At 44.6% G+C, this 17,703-nt stretch carries 15 protein-coding genes; all 15 read right to left on the reverse strand.

The annotated features are described in order from the left end of the window. Nucleotides 1-5: 5 nt before the first annotated feature. Nucleotides 6-1,244 (reverse strand): ABC transporter permease, encoded by a 1,239-nt coding sequence (locus HMPREF9447_RS22665; protein WP_009132121.1) that lies wholly within the window; start codon nt 1,242-1,244, stop codon nt 6-8. A gap of 34 nt (nt 1,245-1,278) precedes the next feature. Further along, on the reverse strand, nt 1,279-2,571 hold the full coding sequence (locus tag HMPREF9447_RS22670) for an ABC transporter permease (RefSeq protein WP_009132122.1): 1,293 nt from the start codon (nt 2,569-2,571) through the stop codon (nt 1,279-1,281). Between the two features lie 31 nt (nt 2,572-2,602). Next, nucleotides 2,603-3,235 carry a GIN domain-containing protein gene (locus HMPREF9447_RS22675; RefSeq protein ID WP_009132123.1) on the reverse strand — a complete coding sequence of 211 codons (633 nt, stop codon included), beginning with the start codon at nt 3,233-3,235 and terminating at the stop codon, nt 2,603-2,605. 26 nt (nt 3,236-3,261) lie between these two features. Further along, nucleotides 3,262-4,524, reverse strand: a complete 1,263-nt coding sequence (locus tag HMPREF9447_RS22680; protein ID WP_009132124.1) for an FtsX-like permease family protein — start codon at nt 4,522-4,524, stop codon at nt 3,262-3,264. Between the two features lie 15 nt (nt 4,525-4,539). Then, the gene (locus HMPREF9447_RS22685; RefSeq protein WP_009132125.1) at nt 4,540-5,814 is read right to left on the reverse strand and encodes an ABC transporter permease; all 1,275 of its coding nucleotides are present in this window, start codon (nt 5,812-5,814) and stop codon (nt 4,540-4,542) included. A 51-nt stretch (nt 5,815-5,865) separates the two neighbouring features. Next, a complete protein-coding gene (locus HMPREF9447_RS22690; protein WP_009132126.1) occupies nt 5,866-6,531 on the reverse strand; it encodes an ABC transporter ATP-binding protein in 666 nt (221 codons plus the stop codon). Nucleotides 6,532-6,705: 174 nt separating this feature from the next. Then, the gene (locus HMPREF9447_RS22695) at nt 6,706-7,992 is read right to left on the reverse strand and encodes an ABC transporter permease (RefSeq protein ID WP_009132127.1); all 1,287 of its coding nucleotides are present in this window, start codon (nt 7,990-7,992) and stop codon (nt 6,706-6,708) included. Between the two features lie 6 nt (nt 7,993-7,998). After that, the gene (locus tag HMPREF9447_RS22700; RefSeq protein ID WP_009132128.1) at nt 7,999-9,288 is read right to left on the reverse strand and encodes an ABC transporter permease; all 1,290 of its coding nucleotides are present in this window, start codon (nt 9,286-9,288) and stop codon (nt 7,999-8,001) included. 17 nt (nt 9,289-9,305) lie between these two features. Beyond that, the gene (locus HMPREF9447_RS22705) at nt 9,306-10,601 is read right to left on the reverse strand and encodes an ABC transporter permease (RefSeq protein WP_009132129.1); all 1,296 of its coding nucleotides are present in this window, start codon (nt 10,599-10,601) and stop codon (nt 9,306-9,308) included. A 5-nt stretch (nt 10,602-10,606) separates the two neighbouring features. Continuing rightward, nucleotides 10,607-11,926 (reverse strand): ABC transporter permease, encoded by a 1,320-nt coding sequence (locus HMPREF9447_RS22710; RefSeq protein WP_009132130.1) that lies wholly within the window; start codon nt 11,924-11,926, stop codon nt 10,607-10,609. A 21-nt stretch (nt 11,927-11,947) separates the two neighbouring features. Then, nucleotides 11,948-13,207, reverse strand: coding sequence for an ABC transporter permease (locus HMPREF9447_RS22715; RefSeq protein ID WP_009132131.1), 1,260 nt, complete (start codon nt 13,205-13,207; stop codon nt 11,948-11,950). Nucleotides 13,208-13,210: 3 nt separating this feature from the next. Beyond that, nucleotides 13,211-14,482 carry an ABC transporter permease gene (locus HMPREF9447_RS22720; protein WP_009132132.1) on the reverse strand — a complete coding sequence of 424 codons (1,272 nt, stop codon included), beginning with the start codon at nt 14,480-14,482 and terminating at the stop codon, nt 13,211-13,213. Nucleotides 14,483-14,499: 17 nt separating this feature from the next. Continuing rightward, nucleotides 14,500-15,747, reverse strand: coding sequence for an efflux RND transporter periplasmic adaptor subunit (locus HMPREF9447_RS22725; protein ID WP_009132133.1), 1,248 nt, complete (start codon nt 15,745-15,747; stop codon nt 14,500-14,502). Nucleotides 15,748-15,977: 230 nt separating this feature from the next. After that, a complete protein-coding gene (locus HMPREF9447_RS22730) occupies nt 15,978-16,343 on the reverse strand; it encodes an ACT domain-containing protein (protein WP_009132134.1) in 366 nt (121 codons plus the stop codon). A 377-nt stretch (nt 16,344-16,720) separates the two neighbouring features. Next, on the reverse strand, nt 16,721-17,638 hold the full coding sequence (locus tag HMPREF9447_RS22735; RefSeq protein WP_085938363.1) for a glucosaminidase domain-containing protein: 918 nt from the start codon (nt 17,636-17,638) through the stop codon (nt 16,721-16,723). Nucleotides 17,639-17,703 lie beyond the last annotated feature (65 nt).

The raw sequence follows: 17,703 nt of genomic DNA on the forward strand, positions 1-17,703 counted from the left end.
TTTACTTATTCGTCATGCAAAGCCTCAGCCGGCTGCACCTTCATTGCCTTTCGTGCCGGGATACCGATACCGATGGCAATCATCAACGCCATCAATACAAAACTAATACCCGCACAGAGCAGCAACCTGTCCCATTCCAGTGTTGTACCGTTACGCCATGAGTTCAGTTCCATGTGTGCCAGGTTCCAGTCAATAATCAGCGCAATAGGTGTGACAACCGCCAACAGCAACAAACCTTCACTCAGCAGACGGCTGAAGATGGCACGGTCCGTTGCTCCATGCGCCTTATGCAATGCAATCTCCGAACGGCGTTGCTGCGTACGGAACCAGAATGTTCCAAGCAGACCGAGGAAAATATTCAGTAGCAAGAATCCCATACCCATCACGTAGTTACGGATATCATTTGTCCATGCCTGTTGGAAATTACGGCGTATATCGTAGAAGGAACGAATTTCCGAAATAAAGAGGTTACCTATGCGGAACTGGCTTTCGCTGTCTTTCTTTAACTTCGTAATGAAATCGTTGTCCTGCCCTTCACGGACACGAACACAAAGTTCCAGACCTACATAGTAGAAAGACTGTTTAACCAGAAAGCAATACGAAGAACGAGCCTGGTCGTAGTCATGATAGCGTACATCCTGCAAAGCAGCTCCCAGTTGATACGTCTTGGTCGTATCACCAAAAAGCTGGAAACGCTTGCCTACAAACTCCGTCAGCTTACGATCGTATTTTCTATAAAGGTTATCAGAAGCCAAAAATTCACCCCGTTCCAGCATCTCCGCCAATTGTTCGGGTGTTTCACCACGTGTACCCTGATAGCGGAAGACACGTACAAAATCCGGAGTCACCATTCTACGGATAGTCCAACCGGGTGCCTGAAGCGTATCATAACGCACCTCCCCGCTACTATTGCTTCCATTATAAGGATAGGAGTTTTGCGAAAGGCTGACAGCCTCCACCTCCGGCCGGCGGCGCAGGCGCTCTACCAATTCGGCAATATCCGCATGTGTGTCATCTCTACTCTTATCAGGCGTATAATCGGGACTCTTTGGTGTCAGTTCGCCCAATTCAATGAGATAACAGTGCTCTATATTGAAGCCTCTCGGTTCCAGGTAAGTGGCAGCACGGGTATAGAGGTAGTCCACCACATACCACATCACTACGCTCACTACCAGCAACTCCAACGCCAACCATAGGTTCGAGAGCCATTCATTCTTTATCTGTGTAAGAAGTTTCTTAGTCATTTTCTTTCAATGATTAATGTTTAGTGATGAGTGATTAATGCAGGCGTCCGCCCAATGCATTTACAATTCCTACTCTTGAAGCACGCCATGCCGGAATACCTGAACTCAACAGGTTCAGTATGAAGCAGAACAGTAATGCCCAGCCAAAGGTGGAAGCATGCAACAGTATGCTGGCATCTACCACCGGAGGACTTAGTGTCTGACTGAACTCCTGTGCAAACAATAACGTATTACCCAAATAAGCGAACGCCACACTAAGCAATAATCCCAGTACACCGGCCATCAATGTCACTACAAGGTTTTCTGTAATGATTTGTCCCATCAGCTCCAGCCGTGTACTGCCAAATGCCCGGCGTACGCCTATTTCAGCTACACGCTGACGCAATCGGCTCTGCGTCATACTGCTCAGATTGATGGCGGGTACTATCAGCAGGATAATGAAAATTATCAATCTCTGTCTGCGTGCCTGGTCCACATCCGGTTCCTGATTGGCGGAAAAAGCGATTGCACTTTTCTCCTGGTCATATGGACGGTTGCGGTAAATCAACTCGTAACCATCGGTACCAATCAACACATTATATTCCTGCCTGCGCCGTTCCGCTTCCTCACGGATGGCATCAAAGTCTTCGCGGTCACGTGCCAGAATGGTACAACTCATCATGCCCATGTGTTCGTCACTCCACGTATCTTTCGTTATCTCTGTTGAAGTATAAGGCACCCATACCTGTCCGTACGCAGATGTAGCCAACGTAGAAACATCTTTCACTATACCTATTACTTTATAGGGTGCATGGTTTAGCAGAAACTCACGTCCTTCAACTTCTGTACTTTGAAACAGTTTTCTGGCTACACTTTCCGTGATAACCGCTACCGGTAGCCCGGCATCGAACGCCGCTTTATCGTAAGGCTTCCCGCCGATAAACGAGAAATCGAATACGCGCCAGAAAATATCATCTGTCTGCAATAGGTCAATACCTATAGCGGGCTGTCCCGGAAGGTTGACCGGAGTAGAGATAACCATACAAGTATAAATAGTCACCGCCTCGGGTGTTTTCAACGCCTGGAAACACTCGCGCGCAGTCTTTGCACTCATAGGACCGTTACTGCTTCCGCCACCCCAATTTTGGTTTGTAATACTCATGTAGCGCGCATGCAAAAAGCGGTCACGGTTACTTTCGGGAGCAAAAGGCGCTACTTTTACTTGCTGCATCATCACCACCAACATAATGAGGAAGATGGCAAGCGCTGTACCTGCTATGCTGACAGCACTTATTATCGGCTGTTGCCGTAGCTGTGCCCACGCTTGCGTAAAATATTGTTTAATCATATTGCTTATTTACAGTTTACAATGACAATTGTCACTTTCCTACTTTCAAGTTACGTGTATTCACACCACCGATACCGCCTTTTGAAATGTCAGCTTGTCCAGCATGTCCACTCAATGTAACGCTGCCTACACCTTCCATACTAGCACGCAAACGGTCACAATTCACGTGGATATCAGCCTTACCCACACCTTCCATCTTTACTACAAGGGAATTGCATGTCAAGTCTTCTACATTTACCTTGCCAACGCCTTCTATTTCAAACTTCACATCGTCCAGTTTCAGTGCTTCATTGCAATTGAATGAGCCTACACCACTGAATTTCACGTTTTTCAAGTTGGGAGCAGTCAGGTAGATAGTCACACCTTTGTTACGGTTGTTGTCACCATCCTTTTTATTTTTAAAGCCGATGATGAGACGGTCGTTCTTCACTTCTGTAGTAGTGGTAGTCACATACTCTTCCCTTCCTTCTATTTTCAGAGAATAGCTATTGCCCTGCGTGAAGTACACTGTTGCTACAGACGTCACCTCAACAGAGGAGAAAGCCTCAACTTTACGAATTTCGCTAACCTGCGGGTCTTTTTCGTTAGCTGCATAAACTGTACCGGCCACTGCGGCAAATAATAAACTCAGGGTTATAAATAAAGCTTTCATAATCTTTCTCATATTAATTATTAATATCAATTTATTTCTTATTCTTCATGCAACGCTTCAGCCGGTTGTATCTTCATCGCCTGCCGCGCCGGAAACCAAATACCTACCATTACCATCAATGCTATCAGCAGCCATGCTCCAAAAGAGCCGAGCAGAAAGCGTACAAAACTCCACTCTACAGGCCATGTGGAAATCAGTTCCGTCCGTCCGATGGCAAACTCCGCCACACCTATATTATAGCAAATAATCATAGCGGGCAACGTTACCAGTGCAAGAAGCAATAATCCCTCACCAATCAGCAGGCGGAATACTTGGTTCTTTGTGCTACCCATAGCCAAGCGCAGGGCTATTTCACCACGGCGGCGACGGGTACGGAACCAGAACGTTCCAATCAATCCCAGGAATACATTAACCAATAGGAAAAGCACTACAATTGCCTGGCTGTTCACCTTGTCCGTATCTCCGTTCATGACTTCAAACTGTAGCTGCTGCTCAGTATAAGGCACAGCGTCAGCCACAAATAAATCGTCTACGTCTAATCGCGGTGCAATCTCACGAATAAACTTCGCACGGTAGTCCGGACCATCGGCAGCAGCTTTCACACGGAAAACGATTTGCCCCCAATTATCAGCATACTGTGTTTTAATCAGGTTCTCATCTATGCGATAAAAGAAACAGGAAGCATCGCTTCCGTAGCGATACGTCCGGAAAGCACCAATCTTTCCACCTTGCGTTATAACTGAAGTAGAATCACCGTATTGGCTCAGCGGAGTGTCCAGCGAAAATGTCGGCATCCTCTTCCGGAAGCGGTTGAAAGTAGCTTCACTCAGCATCACGTTGTTCCAGCCCGAAGGGGTTTTGGCAAAAGGACGCTGCGGGTCATCGTTCATACGGAATACATCAATGTATCCTCCGGTAGTGTTAATGATACGTGCGTTCACCCCGATAGTGTCCTGTGCAGCCAGTGAATTATGGCTATTACTTCCGCTCATTGGTAAACTCCAATAACACAGGGCAGCCGCCTCAACGCTAGGTTCCTGTTCCAGTTTCTGCAAGGCGCGCAGGTATCTGTCGCCCTTCGTCAGGGTCGTGTCACTGGTGGCACCTCCTATAATCGTGTTAAGCTGATAAACGTGGTCGATGTTGTAGCCCAGCGAACGGTAAAAAGTATACTTGAGGCACCCCAGCGAATCGCAAAGGAACCACATCACGATGAATACCAGGAATAGTTCAGCCAGCACCCAGCCGTTGCTGCGTAGACGCGACCAAATCATACGTAGATTATGTAATATGAATTTCATAAAGCTTTCCTCCTTTTATTTATCGTTCAATGAATCTACAATCGTGCGGCGAGTAGCAAGCCAGGCAGGCAAGCCCGCACTCAGCAGATTAATCACCAGGCAAAAAATAAAAGCCAGGACAAATACTTGCGGACTGAACAAGGCTCCCATGCTTAGACTGAAATCGCCCGCCGTGCCGATATTATCACTATTGGTAAACAGCCAGGTACGCATGGCATAAACAGCAAGGTAGCTGAACATCAATCCTACTACGCCTCCTATCAATGTCAATACCAGATTCTCATTCAATATCTGACGGATAAGTGTACCATCCGTAGCCCCAAAAGCCTTACGGACACCTAACTCGCTGACACGTTGCTGCATGCGGCTATTACTCAGTCCGCACAAATTGAGCGAGGGTACCAGCAGGATAATAAACAGGGCGATTCCGTATTGTAGATAAAGCATCGGCAGGTTCGGTCCTACATTGGCCCATACGTGATTTACGTGTGCTACAATATTATCGGGTTGTTCCATGATGTCTATCTGCCTCTGTTCCAAACCGGCATTGACGTCTTTCACCCGTTTCTCAACTCCTTGTTTAATGGCAGGGAAATCATCAGGAGTACGCGCCAACACAGCAATAGTCCTGGTTCCGCTATAGCTCCACCAACCGGTTACGTCCAGTTCACCGGAATGGTACATACTCCATACCTGTGCATAAGCGTCCTTAGCTGTAACCGAAACATCTTTCACAACTCCAATGATACGTACAACCTCCCTGTTCAACAACATCTGCCGTCCCGCAGCCTCCACCGTTCCAAACAGCTTACGGGCAACAGAAGCACAAACAACCACAGACATCATCTCTCCTCCACGCTCTGCCTCTGTGAAGCTTCTTCCGTCGAGAAACTGCATATTGAAGATTTTCCAGAAACCGGGATCAGTACTCATGGCATCCACTTTCAAACGGTTGTTCCCATCAGTCAGAGATACCAGCGCCACATCTGCTGTACTGAAAGCCGTGCAAGCTTCTACTTCCGAAAGCGGCTGTATACACTCTTTCATAAATGCAGCCGAAGGCTTGCCATAGTTGTTCCAATCCTTATTCTCCTTTCCCTGTACGTGCATAGCAGAGAAATAGAGACAACGGCTTCGATTCACCTCCGGCTCCAGATCAGCATATTTCGTTTGCCAGGTAATCACAATAGCCATAATCATGGTAATAGCGAAAGCCGTACCTAATATGGATATTGTACTCAGCAACGGATTCTGCTTCAGAATAATAAAAGCCTGACGAATGGTTTGCATAATTATCTCCTTCTTTTTATTCTTTCACTTTTTATTCTTTCATTTGCCCTATCATTCCACCTGGCGACCATCGAAGAAGCGTACCGTGCGACTTGTCTGTTTCGCCTGTTCTTCATTGTGTGTTACCATCACGATGGTACGTCCGTCTTCCTTATTCAACTGATGCAGCAACTCCATTACCTCAGCACCCATCTTAGAATCCAAGTTACCGGTCGGCTCATCGGCAAGGATTATCTCAGGATTACCAATGATGGCACGGGCAACAGCTACGCGCTGGCACTGACCACCGGAAAGCTGTGTCGGCATGTGACGCATACGGTGGCTCAACCCCACCTTTGCCAACACCTCTTCTGCCAAACGGCGACGTTCTTTAGCGGACACCTTTCTATATAATAGAGGAAGTTCTACATTATCGAGTACATTCAACGAGTTAATCAAGTGGAAAGACTGGAATACAAAACCCAACTTTTTGTTACGAAAAGCAGCCAGCTCTTTATCCTTCATACCATCCGTACGAGTACCGTCAATCTCAATAATGCCACTGGTAGGAGCATCCAAAAGACCTACAATATTCAGCAATGTAGATTTTCCGCAACCGGAAGGACCCATAATACTGAGGAACTCGCCTTTCTCTACTTCGAGGTTCACATTTTCCAATGCCACGGTTTCAATCTCATTCGTACGATAAATCTTGTTTATCTCAGTCAATTTAATCATAATGGTAAGTATTTAATTGTTATTAATTGATTCTATTCGCTATTTATTCGTTCTTCACATTTATTAATCAAATGGTATGCCAAAAGAGACATACACTCATTATCAATCAGTTAAATCTACAAGCATGTGTCCGAAAATGAACACTCTGTTCGTTTTCAGTTGTCCGCTTCTGTCCTATTCATCACGCAAAGCCTCAGCAGGCAATATCTTCGCTGCCCGGGTGACGGGTGCATAAGTGCCTAGTAAAGCTATAATTAGTAATATTACATAAGTCAGTATACTGACTATAAAGAAGTGCGTATACGGCTGATTTTGCCAGTAATCGGGATTTCCATTTTCAGTAGGATTGGCAAAGCCGGATATATAGACACGATGTATAGTCAACGGCAAAGAAACAATAAATGCTATCGTCACCAGCAACCATGCCTCTATAAGGAACTGATTGCAAATGCCTTTTTGGGTAGCTCCCATACTTCGCATCAGTCCAATGTCCTGTCTTCGTGCATTGCAACGTATCCAGAACGTGCCCACCATACCAAGGAACACGCACAGCAAGGCAAATCCTGCCAATGAATATTGCAGACGCAAAGTATTCGTCACCCCACTTTCATTTTCATATTGACGACGAATATCAGTGAAGCGTCCCAACTTCGTAAAATAGAAATTACCGATACTGAGTTGTGGAACCACTTCCGCCTTGAAACGTTTTTCAAAAGCAGCAGCATCTACATTGGGGTTTATCCGGAAAGTCACCATATACATCCACTGGATCCAGCTATAGCTTGGAATTTTGCCATTCACCTCTATCAACAAGTTGCCTGGCTGTTCATTAATCCGGTGTTTATAATCCTGCAACACCCCCATCACCTCATGATAGGTACTATCATAATACCTCACTTTCTTACCTACCGCATTCGTAGTACCGAAGAGGTCGTTTGCCATACGCTCCGAAACAAATACTCCCCCACGGGCAGCACAGTCTTCCGGCAAGGACATGATTTCACCGCTTTTGGCATCTCTCATACCATAAGTGCGGAATACATCAGCACCCTCCACCTGTATAAACTGATAATATTGTGAGTGTACCTTCAAAGTATCATTGAAATACTCTCCACCATTCCACGAATTACAATTCGGGAAACTTGCACTACTCACCAGAGCGAAACTTTCCACTTCCGGACAGTTCTTTATGAGACGAGTAATGCGATATAGGTTTTCCTGCTTGATGGCAGTGCTGTCTTGTGTTCCGTCATATTTGCCATGCTGTGCATCATAGTAATCCATATAAAGAGCATACGCCCGTTCCTCATCATAGCCGGGAGCAATGGCGAGATTAGACGTCAACACATAAATCGGATCGATTACCGTCCAGAGGAAAAAACTCACGATGACCAGTTCCACAAATATCCATCCATTCTGCCGGCGTTGATTCCATAACTGGTGTCTTATTATCTTCATCATAGCATATTAACGTTTAGAGTTCAACGATTGAATTATATTCCGGCGCAATGCCCATACCGCAGGAATAAGTGCAGATATGAGGTTAAGCAACACACAAAGTCCGAATGCCGTACAGAAAACCATCGGATTGAAAAGCATCTCGAATGAAAGAAAAGGCGTCTTCTCAACATCCGTATAACTGTCAAAAAGAGTCAGTATCCAATCGCTTGCCGTCAGCACAATCAGATAAGATATCAGCAGGCCGAGCAAACCGCCTATACAGGTGAGCAGAAGATTTTCCCACAGCACTTGTCCTATAAGGCTTCCGTTAGTAGCGCCATAGGTTTTGCGTACTCCCAATTCAGAAAGGCGTTCGTCCATGCGTGAAGACATCATACCGCTCAGGTTCATGGCAGGAATGAAAAGCAGGGCAAGCAACATATAAAGATATACTCTCAACTCGGATGCCAAGTCAGGAGCTCCGCAAGAATTTACCCGGAATGTGCTGATCCAGTAATCATCGGGCTGATCCATAAGGTCGTTCATATATTTAGGAGCAGCAAGATTGTACTTCCTGAAAACTTCACGCACTTCTTCTTTCAGGGCTTCTTTATCCGCAGCAATAGGAGCCGTCATGTATATTTCCGTATTGCCTACCAATTTTCCTGTATTGTCCGACACAATCCAGGAGTTAAGCGTTATCGGCATCCATAAATCTCCAACAGAAGAAGGTGTAGCGGCAGAAACATCCTCAACCACACCGCAAATCCGGTACTCCTGCGCATCCATCTTGAAACGTCTGCCTACCACATCATCCGTAGCAAGCAACCGTCTTGCCAGACTTACCGGAACAACCACTTCCCTACGTTTTGCATCAACATCTGCTTGCGTAAAAGGCTTTCCATACAAGAAACGAAATGTAAAGACCTGCCAAAACCCTGCATCGGTATAAAGCGGGGCAATGCCGACAGGCTCATTGTTATCAGGAACTTCCACATAATTTTCGCGATAGTTCCTTGATGCAGCACCGATAGCGTCCAAATGTGGCAAGTTCTGCAACATTTTCACTACATCGTAATTGACATTGGAACAGTTCCAACTCTTGTCATTATCCTTAGGATAAGATTTCATCATTTTCAATACGATCATCCGGTCGCGGTTATACTCCGGATATATAGCTGCGAACTTCACGTAAAAGATGATGAACATGGTCATGGTGAGGGCTATTGAAAGCCCCGTACCCACCACATAGATACCGGTAAAGAGACGATGCTGCTTTATCAGCGTCCAGGCTTGTTTCAGATAAAGTTTAATCATAGTATAGTTATTTCTATTTACTCATCACGCAAAGCCTCTGTCGGCGGTATGCGACTTATCTTGCGGGCAGGAATATAGATACCAGCTAATACCACTACCATCATGATAAAGAAAACAAGGAGCGATACTATAAAGAAATGCTGCGCAAAATCTGTCACCCAGTAGGTCTCTGTACTTTTAATCCAGCCACTCCCTTTCTCCAACCCTTCCTTAAGTGCATATTGTAAATAAAGCAAGCACCCCGTAAGTACAGCTATAAATGTCAGCACTACTCCTTCACCCATTAGCAGGCGCATGATATGTCCCGGTGTACCACCAAAGGAAAGTATCACCCCTACTTCTTCACGGCGTGTACGTGTCTGCAACCAGAAAGTACCAATAACACCCAGACACAGGTTAATTAAAAAGAAAGCTGCCATTGCCAGGTTACGGCGATAGATAGCCGTAGCACCACTGGCCTCACTATCCTCTATCAGTTTATCATACGACTTCACACTACGGGCAAAAAGATTACCGGCACGCAATTCCTTGACCATCCATGGCTGGAATTCATGTAAGAAATGTTTCATACTGACTCCTTCTTTCAGCCGTAGAAGTATGCGCGCATCTTCGGCAGTATCTTCCATATCAATGGAGAGTAAAGGAATGAACTTCACTGCCACAGGACGCCACTCGCTGTAAGTTTTAAAAGTCCCCACCGCACCGGTAACGGATATATGAACCGTATCACTTCCTTGCCGGTACCAACAACGCTTACCATACACATTTTTTGTATGGAATAACTGTTCAACAGCATTCTCTGTCAGCACAATATCACTCTGTGTATAGTTGTAATCAGACAATTGCTCCGGCGTCATGCCCTGTCCGGGACGGAAACCGTAAGTTTCAAAGAATCGGCTATGCGGCAGAAAATACATAGCCATCACCGTCATATCAATCGTATCACCTTCAGCACGAAGCTGACTATTACTATTACCTTGGGAATTGGGAAAACAAAAGCCCAATACGGGTGTAGCAGATTCTACTCCGGCATAATTTTCTACAAGACGTACAAGGTTCAGATAAGAATTTATAATCACAGCAGAATCTTCCGCCTGTTCATCATAACCGGGTGCCTGCGGTTGCAGAGTACTAAGCGAGATTAGACAAAGACGGTCTGCATCATATCCCAAAGGAATATTGCGGTCGTGAGTCACAACAACAACCGGATCGAGGATAATCCAGGAAACGATACTCACCAAGATTAATTCCGCCAGCAACCAACCATTGCGGCGACGACGCGCCCAAAGATTTTTCAATATAAGTTTCAGCATAGTCTTTATCTTTTTTCATTCAATGAATATATAATCGGTTTTCGCAGTGAAGACCATGCCGGTATCAATGCCGACAGTAAGTTCAATGCAATGCATAATACCAGAGCCGAAGCAAATACCGCCGGAGCAAATAACATTTCACCGGAAACGCGGACATTTATTCCTTCGGGCACGGTATCAGGCCAGCGGTCGAACACAGTAAACACCCATTCACGAAAAATGTAAAGCGCCAGCCAAGCCAACAATAATCCTAACAGGCCGCCCAGCAAAGTCAATAGCAGATTCTCCCACATCACTTGAGAGAGCAATCCGTTGCGCCCTGCGCCAAACGATTTACGTACCCCCATTTCCGGCAAACGGTTCTCCATGCGGCTTGCTATCATACCGCTCAAATTGAGAGCAGGCACCACCAACAACACAAGCAGAATCAACAAAAAATAGCGTATCGTGGCCCATACATCCAGTTTTTCACTGGCATAAGACTGGAAAACCTTAACCAGATGAGAGGTGGGTTGTTCCCAAAAGTCCACAGTCCAGTCATCAGGATGCATCAGGTTTTCTTTGCGGACAATTTCCTGTATCTCGGCACGCAGTGCATCCGCCTGCGCATCATCTTTTACAAGGAAAGTAATATAAAAAGCACCCAGATAAGGAAGACCGTATTTAGGTTCACGATATCCCGGTGAAACACTATAGGGTGCATAGATTTGGGCATAAGATTTATGAGTCAGATAACTGGCGCTACGCACCACGCCACATACACGGTAATTAATATAATTCAGACTGAATGTTTGTCCCACCACTCCTTCGGAAGTACCAAATAAACGGCGGGCTAAATCTTCGGTTATGACTGCTGTATAAATGCCACTTTCGAGGTCAGACTGCGTAAAGGCTTTCCCTTCCAAAAACTGAAAAGAATAGATACGGAAGAAATTCGGGTCAGTCAATTTCAAATTTACCTGAAAATCCCCACTCCGGTCGGCAGGTTGAATATAACTGTTATCTGACATGTCATTATCCAAAGTCCCGGATACTACGGCAGCATTTTGCAACGGATAAAACCAATCTTGTAATGCCTTGTATGACACAGCCCACTGATACGTATGCTTATTCTGTTCCGTCCCCTTCTGAAAACGTGAATTAGAAAGATACAGCGTATTCATACGATTCACCTCCGGATACACCGGAGCAATCTTAACATAATAAACCACAGCCATAATCATAGTCATAGCAATAGCCAGTCCTGTACCAACGATGTAAAGGGTACTGAAAAGCGGATTCTGCTTCAACAAAACCCAAGCTTGTTTCAAATAAATTTTTATCATCCCTGAATATATTACGTTTGTTTATTCGTGATGCAATGCTTCGGCCGGCTGTTCTTTCATAATCCAGCGTGCCGGCACTGCAATGCCCAACATAATCATCGCTGCCAAAATTCCCAATGAAATAGCAAATTCTACAATCCAGCGACCTGCCGTATAAGGAACTTCCGCACTCAGTAAATCCATATGGCGAAAGTTGAGTACAATAATAGCTATAGGAACCAAAGCCAGCAACAGAATCAATAACCCCTCCGCATTAAGCCAAAATACAATCCTTCCCTTTGATGCGCCGACAGCCATACGCAATCCAGTTTCCGAACGGCGTGCCTGTGTACGCATCCAGAAAGTTCCGGTAACACCGAAAAATACATTCAGCAACAGAAACGCAACAATGAGTTGCACCATTTGCCAATCTGTTACCACATAATCGATCCGGTCGGCACGCATTTCTTCAAAACCTGTTACGGCATTTACATAGATATTGCCGGACGTCAACCGCTCACCCAGAGAGGCAAGCCATTCTTCCATCTCAGCCTGTGTCATATCATGCTTCATGCGCAATGAATATTCCAATGAAGAGGGACGATACCAACCGAAAAGGTCTTCCATCGTAGAACCCGAAACTTTGATATAGAACGTGGGGGTAGCCGGTTCAAAATCATTCTCACGAATAGTTGGTGCAACAGCCAGCACAGGGGTACCATCCAGTTCACCGGTGTTAACCAACTGGCCGCGAGGTTCCTTTTCTCCGAAAAACCTTTGCGCTACCCTCTCCGTAAGAATTACTTCATCTTTTGCCGGGTTTTCCAGTTCACGGATATGTTTTCCGTTCACATCATGGATACTGAAAACTTCAAAAAAGCCGACATCACCCAATTGGCGGTGTAAAGACTCAGAATAGGCATTGACACTATCAACACCAATCGGCTCGATGTTCGTCCATGAATTGCCCTGACTGTACGGGCAACTATAAAAGCTACATCCTACAGCTTCCACCTCACCAGTATTCATTAAGCGTTGAGTCAGTTCCGTGATACGTTCCCAACATTTCGCTCCGCGTTCGTCTTCGCCTGTATAGCCTTCATTCCCAGGTTCTTTTTCTTCCAGATGAAGCCGCCAGCAACGACTGATGTCGTAACCTAAAGGCTCGTTATAAAGAGTATACTTGCTATAACCGGCATCCGTTATCATAAAGACAGCCAGTAGAACCAATGCCAGTTCGGCAAATATCCAACCATTCTGTTTGCGCTGGTTCCATATCAGGGTAATGAGATGACGTATCATGGTTTATTCTTGATTATTCAACGATTTGACAATGTTATACTTTCCGGCACGCCAGGCAGGAATACCGGCACACAACAAATTCAGCAGGAAAATGAAAAGCAAAGTTATCAGAAACGTTTCCGGACGTATCAGCATTTCCACGTTGAATTCCGTACCCGACGGGAAAAAGATATCACGCGTCAGCAACAAAACCCCAATGGAGAGTACCAATCCGAATATACCGCCAATAAAAGTGATAATGAGATTCTCATCAATAACCTGACGGAAAACATTACCCGTTGTTGCTCCGAATGCTTTACGGACTCCTATCTCTGCACGCCGCTTACGAAAATTAGTCAGCGTAATGCCAACCATGTTGAGTGCCGGAAGCAATAGCAGGAAAAATACGAAGCTACCTTGCCGCAAAAACCAATTACCATACGGAATTTCATTAATAAAGCCATTATTATTGGTAACTACCATATCCAGATTACTCATCGGTCCATTAAAGAAACTAACGCCATATTCTGACGTATTCGCATTCAGTTGTTTAGTGGCTTGTTCCACTTCTGCACGGACAGCGGTAAAATCGTCGGTACGATATGCCAACATCACAACATTGAAAGATCCCACCAATCCTTCATAAACATTGGCAGCCGTTTCCATACCGGCACTGGAATTATAAGGCAACCATACATCCGAATAAGCATAACGGGCAGTACGGGGCACATTTTTCACTACACCACATACCGTATATTCTGTCCGATTGATAAGTAGCGGTTGACCTTTCGCCTCTGTTTTTCCGAAAAGACGCCGTGCCAGTTTCTCACTGATAACCGCTTTGCGGATGCCACTTTCATTATCTTCATAAGTAAAAGGAGTACCATCCAGAAATGTATAATCGAATATTTTCCAAAAGCGGTCGTCTGTATAAGTAGCCCGGTATTTGGTAAAGGTACGCTTAGCAACCGAACTGACAGACACCGTGCTACGGGCATAGCCGCTCACCTCCTGCGGAGTTTTCAGATTATAGAAAAGCTCGCGTACTACCCGTTTTCCCATTCCGCCGTTGTTCCAGTTTCCATCATTACTCTTCATGAAAGAACGGGTTGCAATGATGTGCAACATACGACCACGCTCCGTCTCCGGCGCATATTCAGCCAGACGCACCTGTATCACAAGAATAATCATCATTACAGCGGTAATGGCCAGTGCCGTTCCTGCAATAGAAAGTCCGCTAACCAGCGGATTTTCTTTCAGCAGACTCCACGCTTGCTTTAAATATATTCTCAGCATATCCTAAATTATTTAGGCTAATTCAACTTCAGCTTATTTTTGTTTTTATACTGACTCATGTCACTCACTACTACCTGATCGCCCGACTGTAAGCCACTGATAACCTCTACAAACTCGAAGTTGCTATCACCCAGTTGCACTTTACGCTTCACGATTTCCTTATCCGAAGTACGCACAAAAAGGTCATACTCACCACGCCCTACATAATAAGAAGCATTGGCAATACGCATCACGTCTTCTTTCACAGCATTCATCACATATACATCTGTCTTCAAACCCGAACGCAAACGGCGATTATTGTCCTCGTTCAACTGTACTGTGAAAGAAATCACTCCATTCTTTGATAACGGCGTCACACTGCTTACCGTACCTTCCAGTTTTTCACTACCAATCTTCACAATTGCCTTACCACCGGCTGCCACGCGGTCACCATAAGTATCTGCAATTTCACCTTCTACTTTGAAATGACTAAGATCGGAAATCACAGCAAGCTGGCTTCCCTGAGAAACCTGTGCACCGATTTGGTTATTAATATAGGTAAGGATAGCTTTGCGCGGAGAGCGAACCTGTGCATCATCCAGCGTGCGCTTCATCTCGGCAAGACCTTTACGGAAGATACTGAAATCCAGCTCCTGAACTTTATATTCGGCAGCAAGCACTTCTTTTTCATTATCATACTGCTGTTTCAACTGTTCATACTCCAACTGGGCTACATTATAGCTAAGCTCTGCCTGACGTACTTTATCCGTAGTTCCCGAACCCAGACTGTCAAGATATTGCTCGTTACGCAATTCCACTTTCTTACGGTTCAGTTGCATGGCGGAAACTTTAATCTTCATAGACAAGTCATTCAGTTTAGTTTGGTTGTTCACCCGCAGCTGATCCAATTTGTAGCTGCGCATCTGTTCCTCGTCCAATAGCTTCTTATAGTCTGTCTCTACACTTTGCAAGTCGAGTTTCAGAATCGGCGTACCTACATCCACGCTATCGCCACCTTTCTTATATATCTCGACGATGCGGGTGTTGATAGGCGAATTAATAATCTCTTCGAAAGCCGGCACCACTTTTCCCGATGCGCTTACACTGACTTCAATCGTACCCTTATCTACTGTGGAAAGTACCAGGTCTTTTGTTTTCACTCCTGTACGCATCAATGAAATGAGTACACTGATAACGATTATACTTGCCACGCCGATACCGCCGTAACGGATAATTTTCTTGTTGCGTTCTTTGTTACGCACTGCTTTTGGTATTTCTCTGTCCATGTTGAATATTGAGTTATTTATTATTTTATCAGTTTTCAGCTCCCGCTCGCTTTTCAAAAACGAACAAGAATATTATTCACATTATTTATATATACTAAATGCGTGCCAAAAATGTAAATAACTGATAACAAGCAGATAGATAAAAAAGAAGGGTGTCCGATATCGAACACCCTGTACATTTTCGGATAAACCAAAAACCTCTCCGTAACTAACTTTATCTTTTGATAAAACTAAATAATACTATATCCGGCATCAGATAAAAGCTCCAATGCTTTCACAAAATTTTCTGCTTTTGTCAGGACATAATCAGTATTGTAGGTTGAGACCACAAAAATACCTATTTTATTTTCCGCTAGTAAGGCGGCAATCGAAGATAATATCCCGATTAACGAGAAATCCAAGACGCCTTGGATACGAAATGCTTTCCAGCCATCTTCCCTTTCAACAACGTTGTCCGGAACATCTCCAGTAATACAAACCAAAGAAATTTCTTCATCAGTCTTTCCTATAAAACAATATTCTGCTTTCAGGTTTAGACTTGAAACATCATTTACTTTACAAACGGAAAAATCAAAATCGATTGTCTTTATCTCCATATATTCATTTTACTATATTTCGTTTTCAACATACCAACGAGCCTATGAAGGGAAAGTTGAGTGCCAACTCAACAAACTAATATTGAAGTGCCTACAAACTAATGTCTGAGATGCAACAAACTAATATCTCGGATACTAAAAAATATTCTTACCATAAATATTCTTGTTTCCTACAATAACTATGTAAGTTTCTTACATTAATTATAGAAGTTTCTTACAACATCTGTTGTATGAATAATAATTAGGCAAGAAATTATTAGTTGACTGCGGTGCTGAGATTAGTTGGATGCGGTGCTAATGTTAGTTGGTTAGGGGAAGAGGTTCTAATCTGTGATAAGTAGAATCTATTCCCCCTTTATGCTAATCAGAATTTCCTCTTATCTTAGCCTTAACCTGTCTCCCACTTCCGGAATATACTCAGCATCTTTCCGGTTCATCTTATACAAGTTCTTTAAACGTATGCCATATTTTTGCGAAATGGTATGCATGGAATCACCGTCTCTCACAATATAAACAGTATGCGGCTTGGAGGCTTTCTTCTTTTTTGCTTTCAGATAGATAATGTCACCGGCTTCCAAAGTGTAGTCCTTATGCAGGTCATTATACTTCACCAACTTCTTCCAACTAATATCGAACTCTTTGCCCAGAAAGCGGAAGGTATCGCCATCACGAGCTACGACATAGGCTATATCATTAGCTATATATACCTGATGTGGCTTGGCAAGCCAAGGTTTCTTCTTCAACTCCTTCTCCCAATTACGGTTTTCACGGTTGCTCATACCACGACTATCGTACTTATAAAGATCATAATCTTCAATAATCGTAATCAAGCGGTTGGCATAAGAAGGGTCTGTTGCATATCCGGCCTTTTTCAGACCACGTGCCCAGCCTTTATAATCCGTAATTTTCAGATCGAACAAGAAGGCATAACGGGCACCCCGTTTCAGGAAAGCGGAATGATCTTCGTAAGAGTCTCGAGGATTGCTGTAAGCACGGAAACATTCATTACGCGCATCGTCATCGTGCCGCACTGTGCGTCCGCGCCAGTTGCTGCCGCACTTGATGCCAAAGTGATTGTTACTTTTGCGGGCCAGTGCACTCTGTCCGGCACCACTTTCCAGAAGCCCTTGTGCCAGAGTAATACTGGCAGGTATCTTGTGCTCCTTCATCTGCTGCACGGCAAGTGGAGCATACTTTTCTATATATTCTACGTAACGGGCATTCCGACGCTGCGCCTGGGCGGCAACGGCACAAACAAGGAGTGCCAGGATTGCGGTAAGTCTAATAGCGTTCATTCTGTTCATAGCAGTATAAGTTGAGGACACAAAAATCTTAAAAAGAATTGGATTTACCAATCTCT

The sequence above is a fragment of the Bacteroides oleiciplenus YIT 12058 genome (assembly GCF_000315485.1).
GTDB lineage: Bacteria > Bacteroidota > Bacteroidia > Bacteroidales > Bacteroidaceae > Bacteroides > Bacteroides oleiciplenus.

Bases quoted from the DNA above. Each gene is read 5' to 3' on its own strand.
- HMPREF9447_RS22665 (WP_009132121.1), bottom strand. From the start codon at position 1,244: ATGACTAAGAAACTTCTTACACAGATAAAGAATGAATGGCTCTCGAAC.
- HMPREF9447_RS22670 (WP_009132122.1), bottom strand. From the start codon at position 2,571: ATGATTAAACAATATTTTACGCAAGCGTGGGCACAGCTACGGCAACAG.
- HMPREF9447_RS22675 (WP_009132123.1), bottom strand. From the start codon at position 3,235: ATGAGAAAGATTATGAAAGCTTTATTTATAACCCTGAGTTTATTATTT.
- HMPREF9447_RS22680 (WP_009132124.1), bottom strand. From the start codon at position 4,524: ATGAAATTCATATTACATAATCTACGTATGATTTGGTCGCGTCTACGC.
- HMPREF9447_RS22685 (WP_009132125.1), bottom strand. From the start codon at position 5,814: ATGCAAACCATTCGTCAGGCTTTTATTATTCTGAAGCAGAATCCGTTG.
- HMPREF9447_RS22690 (WP_009132126.1), bottom strand. From the start codon at position 6,531: ATGATTAAATTGACTGAGATAAACAAGATTTATCGTACGAATGAGATT.
- HMPREF9447_RS22695 (WP_009132127.1), bottom strand. From the start codon at position 7,992: ATGATGAAGATAATAAGACACCAGTTATGGAATCAACGCCGGCAGAAT.
- HMPREF9447_RS22700 (WP_009132128.1), bottom strand. From the start codon at position 9,288: ATGATTAAACTTTATCTGAAACAAGCCTGGACGCTGATAAAGCAGCAT.
- HMPREF9447_RS22705 (WP_009132129.1), bottom strand. From the start codon at position 10,601: ATGCTGAAACTTATATTGAAAAATCTTTGGGCGCGTCGTCGCCGCAAT.
- HMPREF9447_RS22710 (WP_009132130.1), bottom strand. From the start codon at position 11,926: ATGATAAAAATTTATTTGAAACAAGCTTGGGTTTTGTTGAAGCAGAAT.
- HMPREF9447_RS22715 (WP_009132131.1), bottom strand. From the start codon at position 13,207: ATGATACGTCATCTCATTACCCTGATATGGAACCAGCGCAAACAGAAT.
- HMPREF9447_RS22720 (WP_009132132.1), bottom strand. From the start codon at position 14,482: ATGCTGAGAATATATTTAAAGCAAGCGTGGAGTCTGCTGAAAGAAAAT.
- HMPREF9447_RS22725 (WP_009132133.1), bottom strand. From the start codon at position 15,747: ATGGACAGAGAAATACCAAAAGCAGTGCGTAACAAAGAACGCAACAAG.
- HMPREF9447_RS22730 (WP_009132134.1), bottom strand. From the start codon at position 16,343: ATGGAGATAAAGACAATCGATTTTGATTTTTCCGTTTGTAAAGTAAAT.
- HMPREF9447_RS22735 (WP_085938363.1), bottom strand. From the start codon at position 17,638: ATGAACGCTATTAGACTTACCGCAATCCTGGCACTCCTTGTTTGTGCC.